This window comes from Candidatus Amarolinea aalborgensis (genome assembly GCF_900491745.1).
Lineage (GTDB): Bacteria > Chloroflexota > Anaerolineae > SSC4 > Amarolineaceae > Amarolinea > Amarolinea aalborgensis.
The window spans coordinates 13,652-34,187 of the sequence record NZ_UETR01000015.1 but is presented as its reverse complement, the minus strand read 5'-3'; the positions used below and the strand labels follow the sequence as shown (position 1 = coordinate 34,187).

Genomic DNA, 20,536 nt, shown 5'->3' with positions numbered 1-20,536 from the left:
AGCGCGTCATGAATTCATCTAACGTCACACGTTGGCTGCTGGCAAGCTGCCTGGTCATCGCGTTGACCACCATCGCTTTCGTGGCCGGACTGGCCGCCGGCTTTGGCCTGGGACGCTGGACTACGCCCAACGAGGTGGCAGCGCCGTTCGTCGAGGCCCCGCGCGCCGCGGCCACAGCGGCGCCCACCCTGGCGGCTCAACCGACGACAACACAGTTGCCCGCGCCGACGCCGACGGCGGCACGCGCACAGACGCCCCAACCCGCGGCGACGGTCGCGGCCCAGGACCGGGAATTCAAACTGTTTTGGGAGGCCATGACGCGCTTGCAGGAGGACTTCTACGGCGAGACGCCCAGCGGCCAGGCCCTGGAGTACGCGGCCATTCGGGGCGTCGTCAACAGCCTGGGCGACCGCTTCACCAGTTTCATGACACAAGAAGAGGCCGCACGCTTCAACGACGCGCTCGACGGCAGTTTCGAAGGCATTGGCGCGCAAGTGGACACCACCACGGACGGCCGTGGCGCGCGCATCGTCGAAGTTTACCCAGGCTTCCCGGCCGACACGGCCGGCGTCCGGCGCAACGACATCATCACCGCGGTGGACGGTCAGGACGTGACCGCGCTTTCACTGACCGAGATCATCACGCTCATTCGGGGGCCACGCGGCACGAAGGTCACGCTGACGATTCGCCGTGAGGGCGAGGACAAGCCGCTGGAAATCAGCGTGACGCGGGCGCGCATCGAGATTCCGGTCGTGGAATCAAAAATGCTGCCGGGCAACATTGGTTATGTCAAATTAAATGAGTTCAGCCGGCCCGCGCCCGAGCGCCTGCGCACTGCGCTGCAAGGCCTTCTCGACCAGAATCCGGATGGCCTGATATTTGACTTGCGCAGCAATCCCGGTGGCTTGCTCGACGTGGCGGTTGATGTGGGCAGCGAATTCCTGGCCGAGGGTGATATCCTGATCGAGCGCCACAAAGATGGCCGCGAACAGCACTATACCGTGCGCAGCGGCGGCGTGGCTACGACAATTCCGCTGGCGGTGCTGGTCAATGAAGGCTCGGCCAGCGCCAGCGAGATCGTCGCGGGCGCGATTCAGGATGCGGGACGTGGGCCGCTGGTAGGGACCAAGACCTTTGGCAAAGGCTCCGTGCAGCTGCCGCAGACGCTGAGCGACGGCTCGATGCTGCGCGTGACCATTGCGCGCTGGTTCACACCCAAAGGCCGCGGCATTCACGGCGCTGGCCTGGAGCCTGATATCCCCGTATCGCTGAGCGAAGCGGATCGCGCCGCCGGCCGCGACCCGCAGTTGGACAAGGCCGTCGAAATCTTGCGCGCAAAATAAAACACCGCCAACGCTTTGTACTTGATACTTTGAACTTTGCACTTTGGACTGTGCACTTCCAGGGGAAAATAACTTGTGGCGAAGAATGCGGACCAAGCCAATCGGACGCTGGCGACGAATCGCAAGGCGTACCATGATTATACAGTCGAAGAGACTTACGAGGTAGGATTGGCGTTGTGGGGCACGGAGATCAAGTCGCTCCGCGCCGGACAGTGCAATCTGAAAGATGGATACGCGGTCATCCGTCACGGCGAAATCTGGATGCTGAACGTGCACATTTCGCCGTGGATGGGCGGCAACCGTGAAAACCACGATCCACTGCGCGAGCGCAAGCTGCTGCTGCATCGCCGTGAGATCAACAAGCTGTCCAGCCGCGTGGCCGAGCGCGGCTGGACCCTGGTGCCTCTGCGCATCTACCTCAAAAACAACCGGGCCAAGGTGGAACTGGGTTTGGTGCGCGGCAAGAAACTGTACGACAAGCGGGACGCCATCGCCAAGCGCGACGCGGACCGTGACTTGCAGCGCGCGGTCAAGGATTATCAGCAGGAATAGGATTCAGGGCTTTTCGCTCTGCTGGGCAGGGCTGGGCGGCGGCGGTTTGGCTGCCTCTTCGCTCAGCGCTAAGCGCTGGATGCGCGCGGCCAGGTCGGGCGGCGGGGTCGTTGCGGGCGATCCCACAGGGTCGTCCGCATGCGCCGCGGTTAGTTCGGCGTTCGAGGACTTCATCGCCGCCGTGGGCGCAGGCTCTTGGGGCGCGGAGAATGCAGGCGGCGGCGCATTGGCCGCAGTGGAGGCACGGGCGGCCGCTTGCGCGAGTTTCGCCAGGCGTTGGCGGCCGCGTTCGATGCGCTGTTGCAGCCCGCGCATGTCAGCCTGCATCTCAGCCGCTGACTGGCGCAGCCGGGCCCCGTGCTCACCCAGCTCCTGCGCCAGGACCTGCATCTGCCGCAGCTCCGCCTGCAAGGACTCAGCTTCTATCGAAAGGCCTGCGCGGGCGGCGGCGTCCAGGCGCTGCTGCACCTCGGCCGCGCGCGCGTGGGCCTGCTGCCAGGCCGTCTGCACCTCTTGCAGGCGCGCAGTCGCGTCAACCAGCTGCTCCTGCCGCTGCGCCAGCCGCGCCTGCGCCACCTCGATGTCGGTTGCCAGGCGATCTTCTTCCGGAATGTGCGTATCACGATCGAGCAGGTTGTGGAAGACGGCGCGAATGCCGCTGGAAATGCGATCTCGTAACCTCATAGCATCATCTTTCTGCGCCGATCAATGGGTGGTCAGCATCCGATCCACGGCTTCGGCCAGGCTCGCCATGTTATTGACTTCAAACACCGCGCTGCAAAACGGGAGGTAGCGCAGCATATCGCTGTCGCCGCTGCCCCACAGCATGGGCGACTCGGGCGTCAGCCAAATCAAGCGCCGCGCGCGCCGCTTGATGTCGTTGAACGACTCGATCTCAGGGTTGTTATAGTTGTTGCGCCCGTCGCCAACCACGATGACCGTGGTGCGATGATCCACAGCATCCAAGAAGTCGCGCTGGAAATGCAGCAGGCTCTGCCCCAGGTCTGTGTTGTAGTAACCCGGCTGCAGACGACCGAGCACCTGGTCAATCGCAACGTCAGGCCGAAACTCCATGAAGTCGGCCGTGATCTCTTGAATGTCATCAATGAACGCGAACGAGCGCGCCTGCGCCACCTGGTCTTGCAGATCGTACATGAGACGCAGCATGAACTCGACCACGGGCCGCATCGAGGTCGAAACGTCACAGATCAGCAGAATCTTCGGCTTCAGCTGGCGTTGACGGTACTTCAGTTCGAGCGGCACGCCGCCGTACTTCAGGTTGGTGCGCAACGTGCGTTTGACATCCAACTGACCGACCTTGCCGCGGCGCTGGCGCAGGGCCGCGCGGCTGCGCAACTGCGCGGCCAGCCGCTGCACCTGTTTGCGCAGCTCTTCGGCTTCGCGCTCGCTCAGCGACTGAAAGGGACGCTGCATCAGATCGTCGCCGCGCAGCGCGTCGCGCGGCTCGTTGAGCGCGTTGCGGGCAATGCTGCTGCCCACGAATTGGCCGACCTGTTCGCGCAGCGCATCCTGGTTGGCTTGCACCAGTTGGCGCAGGCGATCGAGCGAGCGCTTGTCCATGCCCATCCGATCGAGCAGTTCCCACAGTTCCTTGAGAGCCTTCTTCACCTCGTCATTTCCCAGGGCGCGCAGCATGCGGCTGGTCAGCCACGGCTGCTGATACGGATGCGTGGAACGGTTCAGCCCCACCATGCGGCCCAACTCCTCGAGCTCTTCCTGGGTCAGCGCTTCCCCGCGCAGCAGGCGCTCCAGCTGCTCACGCACCTTGCCCGTGAATTGACGAATGGCGTCGGCCAGGCTCTGCAAATCGGCGTCCGACAAGTCCTGCGTCGCGTCGAACATGGGCGGGCCGCCCAGGCCAAAGAACTGCGGAAAGAGGCGCTCGAACGTCGCCAGGTCTTGCGGCTCTTTGATCAGCGTGGCCTGCAGCGCCTCCCGAAAACGCTCCCGATCCTGAACGCCCAGGGCTTCGACCGCGCGAAAGGCATCGGCGCTCTCCGCAACGGAGATGCGAACGCCAGACGCGCGCAAGCCCGCAATGAATTCCACCATGCGCTCTTCCATGTTGGTTCTCCCCCTGGTGTTACGCCCCGGCGTGCGGCGGCTTTAGTTTTCCCACCCCTGTCGTCGTTTGGGCGACTGGCGGGGCTGGAAATCGGCGCTGCTGCTGCTTCCGCTGGACAAACCGCGCTGCACACGCAGCACGTCGCTTTCATGCTTCAACAGCACGGTCAGTGTGGTATCCAGGGTCTGCTGGTCAATGTGCTTGGCGTTCAGCGTGACCAGGGCCTTAGCCCAATCCAGGGTTTCACTGATACTCGGTCGTTTCTTGAGGTCCATCTGGCGAATCTGCTGCACCATGTCCACGGCCTGGCGCGCCAGCTGCGGCGCGAGATCAGGCACCTTCAGGCGCACGATAGCCAGCTCATTCTCCAGGTTGGGATAGCTGAGGAAGAGGTAGAGGCAGCGCCGCTTGAGCGCCTCGCTCAACTCGCGCGTATTGTTGCTTGTCAACACCACCATCGGCAGATGCACTGCGCGCACCGTGCCCAGCTCCGGCACGCTGACCTGGAAATCGCTCAGCACTTCGAGGAGAAACGCTTCGAACGCGGCGTCGGCGCGGTCAATCTCATCAATCAGCAGCACAACCGGATCGGGCGAGGTCAGGGCCAACAGGAGCGGTCGCGGCAGGAGGAAGCGCTCCGAAAAGAAGACATCGTCCTCCGACGCCAGGCGATCGGCGGCCTCGGCCAGCGACTTGGCGTCAGCCAGCAGGTTCGACAGCTTATCACGCAGAAGCTGCGTGTAGAGCATCTGCTTGGCATATTCCCATTCGTACAGCGCCTTGGTCTCATCGAGGCCTTCATAGCACTGGAGACGAATCAAGCGGCGGCCGCTGGCGCCAGCCCACGCCTTTGCCAGCTCGGTCTTGCCCACCCCGGCCGGGCCTTCGGTCAGCACAGGCTTGCTCAACTGCTCGGCCAGATAAAGCACCGTGGAGATAGCGTCCGAGGCAATATAGCGCTGCTTACTCAACTCGGCGCTGACTGCGGCAGGATTCTTGAACATGAATTCCTCACGATGAAAAGAGTTGGAGAGTGCTGAGGCATGTGCCCGGGCCATCAACGCCCAGGAAGCCTCGAACAGCCGCGCCACTGTAGTCCCGCGCGTGCGCAGAGACAGTGACGCGACTCACGATTGATTCAGTCGCTGGAGACTTGCTGCAGCCAGGCCACGGTTTGCGCGGCCCAGGCGCTCACATCGGTCGACGCGGGCGGTTCGGCAGAGAAGAAACCGCTGAAGCCGGCGTTGATCAGTGCGACCGCCAGCGCCTTCCACGCCGGCGCAGACAGTTCGGCGGCCAGGTGCACGACCGCCAACTGCGTGGGACGAAAGCTGGCATCGGCCAACGCCGCCTCGACGTAGCTGGCGTCGAGCGCCAGGCCCACGTTGCTGCGGCCGCTGAGCTGCAGGGCGGCCAGGGCCTGGCTGACGGAGCTGACGGCGCCGCCAGGGGCCAGAGCGACGCTGATCGCGCCATACTGCGTGGTGATCTTGCCAATGTGGGCCAGGGCGCGGCCCACTTCCGCGGTCACGTCGGCCGGGGCGACGCCAGCCGGCGCCGGGCCGGCCTCCACGACGATCCACGGCGCGCCCAGCGACATGGCCGAGGCAGCCAGCGAATGGGTCTGCGCGTCGAGCTGCGCAGCCGCGCGTTTGTCACGAAAGATGATATCGCTCAGCCGGTTGAGGGCCACGACGCGCACCGGCTTTTCGCCCTTTTCGCCCTTGAGCAGCTTCTTGACGAAGGCGAGGCTGCCGCCCTGCAGCGCGTATTCCAGTTTGGGAATCCACATCTCGAGCGCGCCAAAGCCAGCCGTCCGCGCCAGGCGAATATCTTCCGCCAGTGCGCCGCCAGTCTGGCTCGATCCATTCAGGGCCAAATTCAACATCAACGGCATTTCCTCTCCTCCATCTCGAAATCAGGTATCCACGGGGGGCGTAAGAGGCGCTGTGTCCGGGCGCAGCGCAGCAATCTGCGCGCGGAGTTGATCCGCGCGGCCGCGCAAGGCGTTTGCCTGGTTGGTTTCCGAGGTCGCCAGGCGCCGCAGCCGGGCTTTGACAAAGGCCAGGTCAACCAGGCGATGCTGAAACAGCGCGGTTCGCTGCGGCGCACTGCTGCGCCAAAACGGCAGGATGGCCAGGCGGCGCACCGCGCGCGCGCTGAACGTGAGTATCGCCTCGTACTCTTCGGGTCGCAGGAGCACGCCAACCTCATCGGCCAATTCAACGCGGATCCACCGGCGCTCCTGGTCCCACGTCAAGATGATAATCAACGCCAGCAGCCAAAAACCGCCCCAATCGGCCAGGGTTCCCACCAGGAACGGCACGATGGAGACGCTGGAAAGCTCAGCGCCCAGGTTGTGCAGCCCATGAAGTAAGATGGCCGCGGCCAACCCCAACAAAGGAAAAAGCCAGCGCCAGCCGCGTCGCGGACTGAGCACGGCCAGGCCAAAACCGATGCCGGTGCACGCGGTGAAGACGGCGTGATTGAAGCCAAAGATGACGGCCCGCAGGCCCACCACGGCCGCCCACCAACTCCAGCCTTGTTCGCCGTACGCGCCGATGAAATAGAAGATATTCTCCGTCATGGCAAAACCAAAGCCCACCACGGCGCCGTAGACGATGCCATCGAGCACGCCGTCAAACTCACGCGCGGCCCAGGTGACCACGGCCAACAAGGCTACCGCCTTGACGACTTCTTCGATGATCGGCACGCCAAGCGCGCTGGATAGAATCGCGCCGCGGTAGATGCCTTCGCTGACCTGCGGAAGGGTCTGCCCTGAGCCTTCCAGGATCAGGGCTACGGCGGTGGCTGGCACAGCGCCCCAAAAGAAGACGGCCAGCAGCAAAGGCAGCGGCTCGCGCTCGTGGCGGTCAGCCCACCAGACAAGGAGCGTATAAAGCACGGTCGGCGCCAGCGCGGCCAGCACGGACGCCGCGATAACAAGCAGGATCATGATCCGGGTCTCACCAAAACGAAGGTGCGGGCAGGGGGAAGGTCGTCAGGCGCTGGCCGCCAACGTTGCGGGTCGGCGGCCAGCAGGGAGGTCAGGCAGGTGGTTTGAAGCCGGTCACGCGCTTGGCCCACTTGGCGTAGGTGCTGGCAAAGTGAGGCCAAAGGCCGCTCGGCACGCCTACGGCCTCCGCGGCGCTCAAGCTGCGCATGAAGGCCGGCCGGTCATCGCTAAAAGGCGGCATCAGGAGATAGCCCCGACCGATTTCACCGATGGTGTGGGCGTCGCTGCCAGCCGTGATCAGTTTGCCGTAGCGACGCGCCAGGGACAGCGCGGCATCGTTGTCGTCGCGGTAGAGGCAGCGAGCGTTGAAGACCTCGATCGCGTCCACCTGATCCACAAAACGCTGCGTGTTCACCTCGCCCAGTGCGGAACGGCGAAACGAGTCGGCCGGGTGGGGGATGCTGATCACCGCGCCTTGCGCGCGTAACCGTGCCAGGGTTTCCTCCGGCGACAGCCCTTTGGGCACTTCCTCGGTGACAAAATAGGCGATGAATTCGCCAGCGGTGGTTTTGATCTCTTCGCCAACGATGATCAAATCGGGCGCCAGGCGCTTGAGCAGCCGTGCGCCTTCTACATTGTTATGCTCAGTAATGGCGAGCTTGTCCAGGCCGCGCTCTAGCGCGGTCTCGATGATGGCGCGTGGATTCATCCAACAGTCACGCGAGAACCAACTGTGACAATGCAGGTCTACCTTCCACAAATCAGTCATACGCGCACGGCTCCTTATGTCAATAATTATCTGGGCTGCTGGCGTCGCCTCAGCATACCGCCCAACAGCAGCGCCGCGCCGGCTGCGCCAGCCGCGGCAATCAACGTTGTCTGCGGTTCCACACCCGGCATCACGACGCGGCCATCGCCGTATTGCTGGAACAAGCGCCCCCACTTCGTTTCCAGCGCGGCCTGCACGCGCGGGCGTCCCACAAACGGGTACCAATAGACATTATGGTAGAAGTTGGATGCAAAGAACGACCAGGGCACGAGCGGTGAGCGCAGGAGCAGATTCTCGAACGGCTTGAGCGCGCCGTGATAGATCAGCTTCTGGCCGCGGCTGGCAAAGGTGTCCTCCTGCACGAAGCGCCAATCCTCGCCCGAAACATCGTAGCCAACCAACTCGATTTCCTTCGGGTCCGCCACGCCCAGTCCCATCTCATGCGCCAGGCGCAGGAAGGGGATTTCCATGGGATTGAAGCCTTGCAGTTTGGCGGACATCGCATCAATCGCCACTTGATCGGCCGACGCCAAAATGAGATCCTTCTCATGCCAGCGCATGGCGCGCGGCCCAGGGCCGTCGCCGGCAAAGGTGGCATCCATCACCGCGAACAACCCGCTGTGAATCTCTTGCTGAATGGTCAGCAGGTCCACCAGGGTCTCGTGAATGACGCCATGCGTCCAGTGACGTTTTTCGGTCAAAAGCCCGCCAAATGCATTCTTCATTGCGCCGGTAATCGTCGTGAAGACGTGCGTCTTGACCGTAGGCAGATGCACGATGTTGCGGCCGATGAACATCTCCGGGATGAGAATGCCGTCCGGGAAGATCTTGTTGAGCACCAGCATCGGCGCGCGCGGTTCATAGCGAATCCAACGCACCTCAGGCTCGTACAGATGGACATTGCGCACGCCGTAGGCGTCAACCACCGGTTTGTGCTTGTTGTTGCGCTCGCCCACATACGCATCCACAACCACCGTCTGATTCTGCGCGCCAATCAGGTCATGGTATCCGGCGCGCTGCAGACCGCGAATGACGCCTTCGAGCTGCCACGGTTCGGTGGAACAGGCAGGATACCAGGTCTGCCAGGAAATGTTGATCTTGAGGATCGTCTCTTTGTCGGTGGGCAAGGCAGATTGCACATCGGCCAGCTGCAGCAGCTTTTCATAGTCATCCAGCACCGTTTGCGGCGTGGTCTTCAAGACCGCCACTTTCCCACGTCCAGGAAAATTCTTCTGAATCATGTCAACCTCCTGGGCTGATCACCCGTTAGGTAAGGCGCAGCCCGAGCTGAGTATACAGCAAAGAGACGGGAAAGTCCAACACTTTCTGGCGACGGGTGCATTTCAGCATGAGAGCGGGTCGGCTGAGACCTCGGCGAAGCCCCACGTGCATGGGTTACGCCGCGGGTAACTGTTCAGGCATCCTGCGCCGACTGCAGCCGCCGAATGAATTCGGGCCGCAAGGGCGTGCCGCCGCCAGGACTTCGGCGAGCGGCTCGACTGAGCTCGCCGAAGTCTCAGTCGAGCCGTCGGCCGGAGCCGACCGGCGCCGCGTCCAACCTGAGTGGACGCCTGGCGGAACGCCCATCAGGCGCGATTTCAATCGCTCGCTTGCCACGGCGCGCCGCCTGAATAGTTACCGCCGCGGAATGAATATGCGCCCGCTGCGAGAGACAAATCCCTCCCGAGCTGTCAGGCCCGATAGGGCCTTCCCCCTCGTAGCCCGATCCGTTTACGGTCGGGCGGCGTTGATGGCGCGCCCTCGGGCCGCCAACCCCGCCGGAGGCCGAAGGCCATCCGGCTACAAGATGCAAGCCCCGCCAGGGCTAGGCTGCGAAACTGAATTGCGCCCCAGCGTCTTGACGCCTTTGCATTGAAAATCGCGAGCTACGCCCCGAAATTGAAATGCACTCTAACGCAACGGCGCAGAGGTGCAAAGGCAAAGCCCACCTTGAAAGATAAAGGCAGCACATGGTAAATCCACGCGCTGCCTTTGATTCTAAGAATTCCTGCAACTGTCCAGGTCGCCGCCCACCGCAACGGTGCGCGCTGGGCGCTTACTCCTTCTCAGCCTCGCGTTTGGCCTCGGCAATAATCGCTTCGGCGGCATGAGCCGGCACCACTTCGTAGTGCGAGAAAGTCATGGTAAACAGGCCGCGGCCCTGTGTGATTGAGCGCAAATCGGTGGCGTAGCGCTGCATCTCGGCCAGGGGCACCTGGGCGGTCACGATGCTGCGGCCGCGCTCTTGGGTCATGCCCTGCACGCGGGCGCGCTTGGTGTTGATGTCGCTCAGCACGTCGCCCATGTACTCATCAGGCACGGTAATGGCCACATCCATGATCGGCTCAAGCAGCACGGGGTTTGCCTGCTGGATTGCCAGCTTGAACGCCTCGCGACCAGCCACCTGGAACGCGATGTCTTTCGAGTCCACCGGGTGCATCTTGCCATCGAAGACTTCGACGCGCACGTCCACGACCGGATAGCCGGCCATGGCGCCCGATTCTAGCACCGATTTGATGCCTTTTTCGATGGACGGGAAGAAGGAGTTGGAAATGACGCCGCCAAACACACGATCGGTGCTGTACTCGAAACCAGCGCCGCGCGCGAGCGGCTTGACTTCCAAATGCACTTCGCCAAACTGGCCGGCGCCGCCTGTCTGCTTCTTGTGGCGATACATCGCGCTGGCGTTTTTGGTGATGGACTCCTGGTAAGGCACCTTGGGCACTGCCGTCTCAACCCCCACGCCAAACTTCGACTCCATGCGGCGAATGGCGATGTCAATGTGCGTATCGCCCATGCCCTCCAAAATCGTCTGCTGCGTAGATGGCTCCTGTCGCCAACGCAAGGTGGGGTCTTCCTCGCTGAGACGCGTCAGCGCGGGGCCGAGCTTGGCCGAATCGGCCTTGGTCTTCGGCGAAATTGCTACGGCGAACAGCGGACTTGGATAGCTCGGCTTGGCAAGCTGCAGCGCGCCGGCCTTCTCGCACAACGTGTCCGAGGTGATGGTTGAGGTTAGTTTCGCCACTGCGCCGATGTCGCCAGCCACTACCACGTCCACGTTGGTGTGCTGTTCGCCGCGGGGCGTGAACAACTGCGGAATGCGCTCTTCACTCTCGCTGCGCGAGTTGAACACGCGTGAGTCAGAGTGCATGGTGCCCGAAAAGACCCGGAAGAAAGTGACGCGACCGACATAGGGGTCAGCCACAGTCTTGAAGACCAGCGCCGCCAGGGGGCCGTTGGGGTCTGTGGCAAGCGTCATCGTGTCGCCCGTGTTGGACCTGACCGCGGTTACCGGCGCGGATTGGTTGGGCGAAGGCGCCAGCAGCACCAACGCGTCCATCAACGCCTGCACGCCGAGATTGGCGCTGGCCGCAGTGCACACAACCGGCACAATGGAGCCGGCGCGGATGCCGAGGCCGAGGCCAAGCTGAATCTCCTCGGGTGTCAGCTCTTCCCCTTCGAGGTACTTCATAATCAGGTCGTCGTTGCCTTCCGCAGCGGCCTCGATCAGGAGCGTGCGCGCCTTGTCCACCTCGGCTTGGAGGTTGGCGGGGATGTCCTGCATTTCACCCTTCGGCCCAACAAACGCCTTCATCTGCATCAGATCAACCACGCCGCGGAAGTCGTGTTCCTTGCCAATCGGCACCTGGAGCGCCACGATCGCGCCGGCGAAATGCTCGCGCAGGGATTGCAGCGCCTTGTCAAAATTGGCGTTCTCACGATCCATCTTGTTGACCACCACGAGGCGTGGGAGACTGCGCTCGTTCAGGTAGCTCCAGGTCAGTTCTGTGCCGACTTCCGCGCCAGCCACCGCGTCCACCATCACCAAACCCGCATCGGCCACGGCCACCGCGGCAATCACGTCGCCGGCAAAATCGGCGTAGCCCGGCGTGTCCAGCAGATTGATCTTGGCGCCCTTCCATTCGCATGGAATCACCGCGGTGTTGATCGAAACATGGCGCCGTTTCTCTTCGTCATCCCAGTCCGACACGGTGGTGCCATCTTCTACACGACCGAGGCGCGTGGCCGCACCCGTATCAAAAAACATGGCCTCGCTGAGGGAGGTCTTACCGCAACCGCTGTGCCCAACCAACGCGATGTTGCGGATATCTTTCGTCGCATAAGTCCCCATCAATCCTCCATTGGCTTGTTGTACTGCAAGCGGGAATAGACTTCGCTTTTCCTCTCAAGGAAAAAGAGCGCAATTCGCGCCCGCTTGCAGTATGGTTATAGACTTTCGTAATGTATCAGTGCTTGGTTAAGTCAATCTTGACGCTTGCGCCAACTGCCGGCCCAACGAGAATCACGGATTACATGCGACCCTAACAAAGCACCTGGCAACCACTATCGAGCTGTGCTCATCACGACGCCAGCGGGAAATCCCGATCAAAGTCAAGCGCGTGCATGATATGCCGCCAGCTTGATCGGCTGACGGCAATGGACGCATTTTAACCGAGAATACAAAAAATGTCAATCATGATACAAATCTGAAGCGCGCTTGTGCAAAACGTCGCATAAGCGCGCCGGGCGGCGGCTGGTCGTAACCAATGTGCGCCGCCGTCCGTTATGATCAGGGTCTATGCGTGATGCACCTCTACTCTCTCGTTTCGTCTTCGGCGTTTTACGTATCAGTTGGCGCATGGTATAATGGCGCCATAGGCGCGCACGGGCGCAAGGCTCGCCAGTTTCCGCGCCCATGCACGCGGCCTGACATGCTGGCAGGCCGATTTTTTCGTCACAGTCCATCCCCGTTGGAGGAGAGTCCGAGTTGTTTAGTCCACTCAACTGGCTGTTAGGCCTGTTTTCGCTCGATATTGGTATTGACCTGGGCACTGCCAACACCCTCGTCTGCGTACGGAACCAGGGCGTTGTCATCAACGAACCATCCGTGGTTGCCATCGAGAAAAAAACCAAAAAGGTGCTGGCTATCGGCGCTGAGGCGAAAGAGATGGTCGGTCGCACGCCGGCCAACATTGTCGCGGTGCGCCCATTGCGCGATGGCGTGATCTCAGATTTCGATGTCACGGAGCAGATGCTCCATCATTTCATTCGCAAAGTTCACGAACGCTCTCTGCTGCGGATTCCTCGCCCACGCGTCGTGGTTGGCATTCCGAGCGGCGTCACCGAGGTGGAGAAGCGCGCCGTGCATGACGCCACCATCAGCGCCGGCGCTCGCGAGGCTTACCTGGTTGAGGAGCCGATGGCGGCCGCGATCGGCGCGGGTCTGAAGGTGACCGATGCCAAAGGTTCAATGATTGTAGACATTGGCGGCGGCACGACCGAGGTGGCCGTCATTGCCCTGGGCGGCATCGTTGTCGCGCGTTCGATCCGTGTGGCCGGCGATGAGATGGATGAAGACATCATTGCCTATGCCAGGCAGAAATACAACTTGCTGATTGGCGATCGCACCGCAGAACAGGCCAAGATCGAGGCCGGCTCGGCCTATCCGCTGGAACAGGAAATCACCTATACGCTGCGCGGCCGCAATTTGATCACCGGACTGCCCGAAGGCGTGGAGATCAGCAGTATCGAGATCCGTGAAGCCCTGCGCAACTCGGTCAACGTGATTGTGGAAGCCATCAAATCTGCGCTCGACGACACGCCGCCAGAGTTGGTGGCCGACTTGATGAGCGACGGCATTGTACTGGCGGGCGGCGGCGCCTTGCTGCGTGGCTTGTCCGAACGCTTGAGCGAAGAGACCAAGATGAAAGTGTATGCAGCCAACGAGCCGATGTCCTGTGTGGCCAAGGGCGCGGAAAAGATCTTGGAATCGCTCGAAGACCTGCGCAAGGTGCTGACCAGTATGCAGCGCGGCAGCACCATTCATTGAGGGGTGATCTGGGTCACCGCTTGACAGAGACATGACTCAAACCAACCAACGCGCAACCCCGCTGCGTCTCCTCATCTTTGTCGCCGTTTGTGTTGTGCTGATGATCCTTGACCAAAACGGTCGTTTGATTGGCATCAAAGGGCTGATTCTGCGGCCGGTGCTCCCGATTCAATCTGGTTTGACCAGCCTGGCCGGAGGCGCGCAATCTGTGGTCAACCTATTCTATGATCTGGGCACGCTGCGGCAGCGCAACCAGGATTTACAGGAGCTGGCAGACCGTCTGACCGTCGAGAATGTGCGATTGCGCGACATCGAGATTGAAGACGCCAACCTGCGCAGCCTGCTGAATTTTCGCCAGAGCAATCCCAATCTCGTCATGCGCGGCGGCCAAATTGTCGGGCGCGTAGTGGGTCGTGACCCCAATTTCCTGAAGTACCTGGTGATTGACCTGGGGAGCAACCAGGGCATTGCAGCCGGTATGCCGGTGATGAGCGATGTAGGCCTGGTGGGACGCATTATCGAGGTGAACGCCAGCAGTTCCAAAGTCCTGCTCATCACCGATCCCAACAGCGCGGTGAACGTGATCGTGCAAGGCTCGCGCGTCTTGGGTGTTCTGCAAGGCGTAGATGGCAGCAACCCGGTCGTCAACTACCTGACGCAAGATGCAGTCATCAGCCCGGGCGATATTGTGTTGACATCGGGCCTCGGCGAGAGTCTGCCCAAGGGGTTGGTCATCGGCCAGATTCTGAGCGTCAGGCGCCGCGACTACGAGATGTTCCAACAAGCTGAGGTGCGGCCCACGGTCAACTTTGGCCGGCTCGAACTCGTGTTGGTCATCACCGACTTCGGGTCAACCGCTAATCGGCCGCCGCCGGCGCGGTAACGGGTATTTGTGGGATGAATCTCTACTTCCTGGTGCCGGCGCTGGCCCTCATCGGCCTCTTGCAGACCACCCTTGTCCCTCACATCAGCCTGTGGGGGGCAAAACCGAACTTGCAGCTCCTGGTCGTGATCGCCTGGACACTCATCGGCGGCAGCCAGGAAGGACTCTGGTGGGCGCTAATCGGCGGCCTATGGCTCGATCTCTTGGGCGGCACGCCGTTCGGCGCCTCGGCTTTGGCGCTCCTGGTCGCATCTTACCTGGTCGGCGTCGGCGCTTCGACCATTTTCCGTGAACGGCTCGTCATCCGGATCCTCAGCGGCCTGGCGGCGGGCTTGGTCTATGGCCTGGTGCTGCTGATCTTGTTGGCGCTGACGGGACGCCCCACAACCTGGTCCGTGACGTTCTTCAGGGTCATTGTGCCCGACTCCCTCTACAATGCGGCTTTACTGCCGGTGGTGTATGTGGTCATGCTGGCCCTGGGCCGGCGCGCCGCGGCACGGCGGCTCGATTTGTGAGCGCGGCGAGCAGATCTGATTGGCGGCGCAAACCAACGTGAACCAAATTCAAGCGGCGGTGGTCCGCACGTTTCTCTATCGAATCTTGATCGTACTGGCTTTCCTCGGTCTTGCCGCCCAACTGTGGCGTCTACAGGTGAGTCAGGGCGCGACCCTGCGCGCGCGCGCGAATCAGAATCGCTTTCGCGAAATCTCAGAACCGGCCCCGCGCGGCGTCATCTATGACAGCCAGGGACGCACCCTGGCCCGCAATCGCCCCACGTTTGCGGTGGCTGTGGTGCCGGCGAACCTGCCAGACGATGAAGATGAATTGGCCGCTGAGCTGAGCCGCCTGCTCGATCTGCTGACGATGCCCGTATCGGCTGTGATCACGCCGACCGTCACCGTCACCCCAGAGGCAACGGTGCGCCCCACGCGCGTGGCGGCGCGTGCACGCGGCACGCCGACGCCCATCAGCGCGCCGACTGTCACACCCACCAGCGCGCCGCCGCTGCGCCTGCCGGTGGCGGCTGAGGATCTGGCGCAACTGCCGCGCGCAGACCTCGTGCGCTTGATGACGCAGGCCGTTGAAAACGCGCGTCTGGGCAGCGCTTTTGCTCCGCTTGACGTCGTCCTCAACCTGCCCACAGACGCCGCGTTTGTGCTCAAAGAAGCCCAGTATACGCTGCCGGGTGTTGTCCTCTTGACCAACGCCGAACGAGAATACCTGACGGGCGCGCTGACCTCGGACGTGATCGGTTACATGGGACCCATTCCGGCCGATCAAGCCGACTCGTACCGCGACAAGGGGTACGCGCCCAATGATTGGGTGGGTTACGCGGGCATTGAGCGCACATTCGAGAAAGAAATGCACGGCCAGGCCAGTTTGCGTGAGATTGAAGTGGATGTGGCGGGCCGTGAGGTGAGAACCATCGGCCAACCGCTGCCTGAGACCCCTGGCCTCAACCTGGTGCTGACGATTGATGTAGACCTGCAGCAGGCGATGGAAAAGGCGCTGCGCCGCGGTTTGGAGGCAGCCGGTTCCCCATCGGGGGCGGCCGTTGCCATCAATCCGCAGAACGGCGCCGTGCTGGGGATGGTCAGCTTGCCAACCTACGATAACAATCAATTCGCCGACGGCATCACCAGCGACGAGTATGCGGCGCTCAGTGAGAACAAGTACCGCCCGCTTCTCAACCATGCCATCAGTGGCATCTATCCTCCCGGTTCCACGTTCAAAACCGTGCCGGCCGCAGGCGCGCTGCAAGAAGGCGTCATCACCTCGCGCACCCGCCTGCAGGACAACGGCATCCTGTGGCTGCCCAACAAGTTCTATCCGAACGACTTCAGCAAGGCGCAGCCATTCTACTGCTGGCTTGCCAAATACGGACGTGGCCACGGCGCTATCACCGTCGCGGAAGCGCTGGCCGTCTCCTGCGACGTCTTTTTCTACCAGGCGGGAGGCGGCTTCCGCGAGATGCAGGGCCTCGACGTAAACCGTCTGGCCCAGTATGCGCTCGCATTTGGCTACGGCGATGTCACCGGCATTGATCTGCCCGGTGAACATCCGGGGCTGATTCCCAGCGATCAATGGAAACGCCTGACATACGGCGAAGGCTGGGTCACCGGCGACACCTACAACATGTCCATTGGTCAAGGCTTCGTCCTGGCTACCCCGCTGCAAGTAGCCAACGCGGCCGCAGCCGTGGCCAATGGGGGCGCCCTTTATCGGCCGCAGCTCGTGGCGCGCATGACGGACGCAGACGGCGTGGTGAGCATGGAGATGCAGCCGGAAATCATCCGCACGCTGCCGATCAAGCCGGAATACATGGCCGTGGTGCGCGAAGGCCTTTTCGGCGCGGTCAATTGGTCGAATGGCACCGCGCCCGGCGCACGCGTGGCTGGGATTGCGGTTGCCGGCAAGACAGGCACCGCTGAATTTTGGGATCCCGAGATCGGCTACGACGCCAAAGGCTTTTTGCCGACGCACGCCTGGTTCATGGCCTTCGCGCCGTTCGATAACCCACAGATCGCCGTGGTCGCCTTTATCTACAACGGCGGTGAAGGATCAGCCGTGGCCGTGCCGGTCGTGTCGGAGATTCTGCATTACTTCTTCAAAGTTCCCATGCCGCCTGGCAACCCCTACCACCGGCTGCAGGTCGGAGACTAAGGTGTACCTCGCGCATGGTTAGCACAGAGACAGCCAATGTGAGAGCAGAGCAGGCGGTGCAGATCAGAGGCACCAGCAGCGGCCTGGTGATTACCCTGCCCGATGGCGATTTCGACGCCGTGTTGGCCCAGGTGGATGAGCGCCTGCAGGCGATGGCTTCCTTCGTCAAAGGCGGACGCGTGGCTGTCGCCGCCGGATCACGCTTGCTGACCGAGGCGGACATTACCGCCATCGGGCACATGCTGGAAACGCACCAGGTGAGCCTGTGGGCGCTGGTGAGCGACCAACCAACCACGCAGCGCGCAGCCGCCAGCCTCGGCCTGGCCATCCAGGTCACGCCGGCGCTGCGCGCCAACGGCAGCCGCGCCCTGGGGTCGGCGCGCGCGGCCGCGCCAGCGACCAACGCCGGCCGACCTGGTCAAACGCCAGCCTTGCTCGTCCACGCCGCCCTGCGCAGCGGGCAAACCATCGAGCATCCAGGGGCTGTCATCGTGATCGGCGATGTCCAGCCGGGCGCGCAGCTGATCGCCGGGGGCGATGTCGTCGTCTGGGGACGACTGGCCGGAATCGTTCACGCCGGCATGTTGGGCGACCAACCGGCTGTGGTCTGTGCACTGGCGCTGCAGCCAACCGAGCTGCGCATCGGCAGCGCCATGTGGCGCGCGCCCGCGGCGCGTGGTTTGCGCTGGCTCCTGCCCGGGCGGCGAAACCGGTCAACTCCCCAAGTCGCGCGCATCATGGACGGCGCCATCGTAATTGAACCCTGGGATCAAGTGAAATATGAATCGGGCGCGCCAGCCGATTCCCTACGGAGGTCATCCTGATGTCACGCGCATGGCGTAATTTTGACTGGCCCCTGCTGGCGATCACCCTGGCCATGGTGACCATGGGCGTGATCATGGTGCGCAGCGCCACCATCAACACGCCAGGACTGCAGGACATGGTCAGCCGGCAGATCACCTTTGCTCTGCTTGGACTGGCCCTGATCTTCATCGCCGCCAGCGTGGATTATACCCTGGTAGGAACCGCGCCGATCTTGGTGTACGCCATTCTGATCGGCCTGCTCGGCCTCGTGGAAATTGTCGGCCTGACGCAGGGCGGCGCGCAGCGCTGGGTGGAAATTGGCCTGGCCGTGCAGCCGTCCGAGCTGGCGAAGATCCTGGTCGTCATCGTCCTGGCGCGCTTTCTGGCGAACCGCGAAAACGCCATGCAGCGCATCAGCACCTACCTGGGCGCGCTGCTCCTGCTCGTCGTGCCGCTGGTGCTCATCTATTTGCAGCCAGACCTGGGCACCACACTGTCTATCGCGTTTGCCGGCGCGGTCATGCTGCTCGTCGCCGGGCTGCCGCTCATCTACGCGGCCCTGACCGGGATCGCCGCGGCCGCGGTCGCGCCGCTGGTCTGGCTGTCAATGCAGGATTACATGCGCAATCGCATTCTGCTCTTCCTCAACCCCACGGGCAATCCTGACGATTTCTACAACGTCAACCAGGCGCTCATCAGCATCGGCAACGGCGGCATCCTGGGGCAAGGGCTTTTCCACGGCAGCCAAAGTCAACTGCACTTCTTGCGCGTGCGCCACACCGATTTCATCTTCTCCGTGATTGCAGAAGAACTCGGTTTCGTGGGCGCGGCCGTCGTGCTGATTCTGTTCATCCTCCTGCTGCTGCGCCTCCTGCGCGTGGCCGACCTGGCGCGTGACAGCTTTGGCCGCCTGCTGGTCATCGGCGTGGCCTCCCTGATCTTCTTCCAGGCGGCCGTCAACATCGGCATGAACCTCAACCTGCTGCCGGTCACAGGCAAGCCGCTGCCCTTGATCAGCTACGGAGGCAGTTCGCTGCTCATTTTCATGCTTGGCATCGGCCTGGCCGAAAGCGTCGCCATGCGCTATCGCAAACTGGAGTTCTAGTCGCTGTCCACAAGCCCGCGGCTTGCGGGCGCAATCTGACAGCTGCAAGCCAGCGGCTTGCGCCGCATCGCATCACTGACAGGAGACAACGATGTCTACGCTCTTAGTGCAGCACGCGGACGTACTGGTCACCATGGACGCCCAACGGCGCCAGATCCAAGACGGCGCGCTGTTCGTGCGCGACCACGCGATTGAGCAGGTGGGGCCAAGCGCCAGCCTGCCCGACCACGCGGACACCGTCATCAACGCCCGCGGCATGATCGTGCTGCCGGGCCTGGTCAACACCCACCATCACCTCTACCAGTCCCTCACCCGCGCGCTGGCGCAGAACAGCGTCCTCTTCGACTGGCTGAAGACCCTCTATCCGATCTGGGCGCGGCTGACGCCAGAGGCGGTCTACCTGGGCGCCAAGCTGGGGCTGGCCGAGCTGATGCTCAGCGGCTGCACCACCAGCAGCGATCATCACTACCTGTGGCCGAACGGCAGCCGCATTGACGACGAAATCGAGGCCGCCTGCGAGCTGGGCATTCGCTTCCACGCCAGCCGCGGCTCCATGTCGCTGGGCGAAAGTCAGGGTGGTCTGCCTCCGGACGCCGTCGTAGAAGCCGAAGACGCCATCCTGGCCGACTGCCGCCGTGCGATCGAGACCTTCCACCAGCGTGAGCGCTTCGGCATGGTGCGCATCGTCGTCGCGCCCTGCTCACCCTTCTCCGTTACGCCGGACCTGATGCGCGCGAGCGCCGCGCTGGCGCGCAGCTACGGCGTCAGCCTGCACACCCATCTGGCGGAGACGAAGGATGAAGAGGAGTTTTGCCTGGCGCGCTTTGGCCGGCGGCCGGTCGCGTACGCCGAAGACTTGGGCTGGATGGGCCCTGACGTCTGGCACGCGCACTGCGTGCACTTGAGCGAAGCCGAGATTGATCTGTTTGCGCGCACCGGCGCCGGCGCTGCGCACTGTCCCAGCAGCAACATGCGCCTGGCGAGCGGCATTGCGCCCGTGCGCCGCCTGCTGGACCGCGGCGCGGCCGTGGGCCTGGGCGTGGACGGCAGCGCCAGCAACGACGGCGCGCATCTCCTGGGCGAAGCGCGGCAGGCCATGCTCTTGCAGCGCGTGCTGGGGAACCCGGCCGCGCTCAGCGCGCAGGAGGCGCTGGAGCTTGCCACCCTGGGGGGCGCGGCCGTGCTCGGTCGTGACGACATCGGCGCGCTGGCGCCCGGCATGGCGGCCGATTTCATTGGGCTGAATTTGAACCGCCTGGCTTACAGCGGCGCCCTGCACGATCCCCTGGCCGCGCTCGTCTTCTGCGCGCCGCAGGGCGTGGACTTCAGCGTCATCAACGGCCGCGTGCGCGTCAAGGATGGTGCGATTGTGGGCCTGGATGCGGCCGACCTGGTGGCGAGGCACAGCGCGGCGAGTCGGCGGCTGCTGCGGGGAGAGTAGAGACCGGAGACCGGAGGTCGGAGACCGGAGACCGGCCAGCAATCTGCCGTCCGGTCGGGTGCATTTTCAATTTGGGTGCAAAACCACGGCATGGACGATGCGA

The 20,536-nt window shown here is 62.9% G+C and carries 17 protein-coding genes; 9 read left to right on the top strand and 8 right to left on the bottom strand.

The genetic code is table 11. The annotated features are described in order from the left end of the window. Positions 1-8 precede the first annotated feature (8 nt). Complete coding sequence (locus tag ACPQ6D_RS16695) at positions 9-1,343, top strand: S41 family peptidase (protein ID WP_423225486.1); 1,335 nt, start codon at positions 9-11, stop codon at positions 1,341-1,343. 75 nt (positions 1,344-1,418) lie between these two features. Beyond that, positions 1,419-1,895: an SsrA-binding protein SmpB gene (smpB, locus tag ACPQ6D_RS16690; protein ID WP_423225485.1), complete on the top strand. Its 477-nt coding sequence runs from the start codon at positions 1,419-1,421 to the stop codon at positions 1,893-1,895. A gap of 3 nt (positions 1,896-1,898) precedes the next feature. Here the strand turns inward: smpB and ACPQ6D_RS16685 are convergent, their stop codons facing one another. From ACPQ6D_RS16685 to fusA, 8 genes are all read right to left on the bottom strand, one after another. Continuing rightward, the gene (locus ACPQ6D_RS16685; RefSeq protein WP_423225484.1) at positions 1,899-2,579 is read right to left on the bottom strand and encodes a hypothetical protein; all 681 of its coding nucleotides are present in this window, start codon (positions 2,577-2,579) and stop codon (positions 1,899-1,901) included. Positions 2,580-2,600: 21 nt separating this feature from the next. Then, positions 2,601-3,980, bottom strand: a complete 1,380-nt coding sequence (locus tag ACPQ6D_RS16680; RefSeq protein WP_423225483.1) for a vWA domain-containing protein — start codon at positions 3,978-3,980, stop codon at positions 2,601-2,603. A 42-nt stretch (positions 3,981-4,022) separates the two neighbouring features. Then, on the bottom strand, positions 4,023-4,985 hold the full coding sequence (locus ACPQ6D_RS16675; RefSeq protein ID WP_423225482.1) for an AAA family ATPase: 963 nt from the start codon (positions 4,983-4,985) through the stop codon (positions 4,023-4,025). Between the two features lie 134 nt (positions 4,986-5,119). Beyond that, the gene (locus tag ACPQ6D_RS16670; protein ID WP_423225481.1) at positions 5,120-5,869 is read right to left on the bottom strand and encodes a sugar phosphate isomerase/epimerase family protein; all 750 of its coding nucleotides are present in this window, start codon (positions 5,867-5,869) and stop codon (positions 5,120-5,122) included. 30 nt (positions 5,870-5,899) lie between these two features. After that, positions 5,900-6,937, bottom strand: coding sequence for a PrsW family intramembrane metalloprotease (locus ACPQ6D_RS16665; RefSeq protein WP_423225480.1), 1,038 nt, complete (start codon positions 6,935-6,937; stop codon positions 5,900-5,902). Positions 6,938-7,028: 91 nt separating this feature from the next. Next, entirely contained in the window at positions 7,029-7,706 is a 678-nt protein-coding gene (locus ACPQ6D_RS16660; RefSeq protein ID WP_423225479.1) for a PHP domain-containing protein, read from the bottom strand. A 26-nt stretch (positions 7,707-7,732) separates the two neighbouring features. After that, positions 7,733-8,947, bottom strand: coding sequence for a DUF362 domain-containing protein (locus ACPQ6D_RS16655; RefSeq protein ID WP_423225478.1), 1,215 nt, complete (start codon positions 8,945-8,947; stop codon positions 7,733-7,735). 815 nt (positions 8,948-9,762) lie between these two features. After that, complete coding sequence (gene fusA / locus ACPQ6D_RS16650; RefSeq protein WP_423225477.1) at positions 9,763-11,838, bottom strand: elongation factor G; 2,076 nt, start codon at positions 11,836-11,838, stop codon at positions 9,763-9,765. A gap of 636 nt (positions 11,839-12,474) precedes the next feature. Between fusA and ACPQ6D_RS16645 the strand changes: the two genes are divergently transcribed. The 7 genes from ACPQ6D_RS16645 to ACPQ6D_RS16615 all read left to right on the top strand — a co-directional run bounded on the left by ACPQ6D_RS16645 (position 12,475) and on the right by ACPQ6D_RS16615 (position 20,433). Continuing rightward, positions 12,475-13,536, top strand: a complete 1,062-nt coding sequence (locus ACPQ6D_RS16645; RefSeq protein WP_423225476.1) for a rod shape-determining protein — start codon at positions 12,475-12,477, stop codon at positions 13,534-13,536. 31 nt (positions 13,537-13,567) lie between these two features. Beyond that, positions 13,568-14,419, top strand: coding sequence for a rod shape-determining protein MreC (mreC, locus tag ACPQ6D_RS16640; RefSeq protein WP_423225475.1), 852 nt, complete (start codon positions 13,568-13,570; stop codon positions 14,417-14,419). Between the two features lie 14 nt (positions 14,420-14,433). Next, positions 14,434-14,934 carry a rod shape-determining protein MreD gene (mreD, locus tag ACPQ6D_RS16635; RefSeq protein ID WP_423225474.1) on the top strand — a complete coding sequence of 167 codons (501 nt, stop codon included), beginning with the start codon at positions 14,434-14,436 and terminating at the stop codon, positions 14,932-14,934. A 37-nt stretch (positions 14,935-14,971) separates the two neighbouring features. After that, positions 14,972-17,083, top strand: coding sequence for a penicillin-binding protein 2 (gene mrdA, locus ACPQ6D_RS16630; RefSeq protein WP_423225473.1), 2,112 nt, complete (start codon positions 14,972-14,974; stop codon positions 17,081-17,083). Positions 17,084-17,097: 14 nt separating this feature from the next. Beyond that, positions 17,098-17,907, top strand: coding sequence for a septum site-determining protein MinC (gene minC, locus ACPQ6D_RS16625; RefSeq protein ID WP_423225472.1), 810 nt, complete (start codon positions 17,098-17,100; stop codon positions 17,905-17,907). Further along, positions 17,907-18,992 (top strand): rod shape-determining protein RodA, encoded by a 1,086-nt coding sequence (gene rodA / locus ACPQ6D_RS16620; protein WP_423225471.1) that lies wholly within the window; start codon positions 17,907-17,909, stop codon positions 18,990-18,992. The genes minC and rodA overlap by 1 nt, the downstream gene beginning before the upstream one ends. Positions 18,993-19,083: 91 nt before the next feature. Next, entirely contained in the window at positions 19,084-20,433 is a 1,350-nt protein-coding gene (locus ACPQ6D_RS16615) for an 8-oxoguanine deaminase (protein ID WP_423225470.1), read from the top strand. The last annotated feature ends 103 nt before the right edge of the window (positions 20,434-20,536 follow it).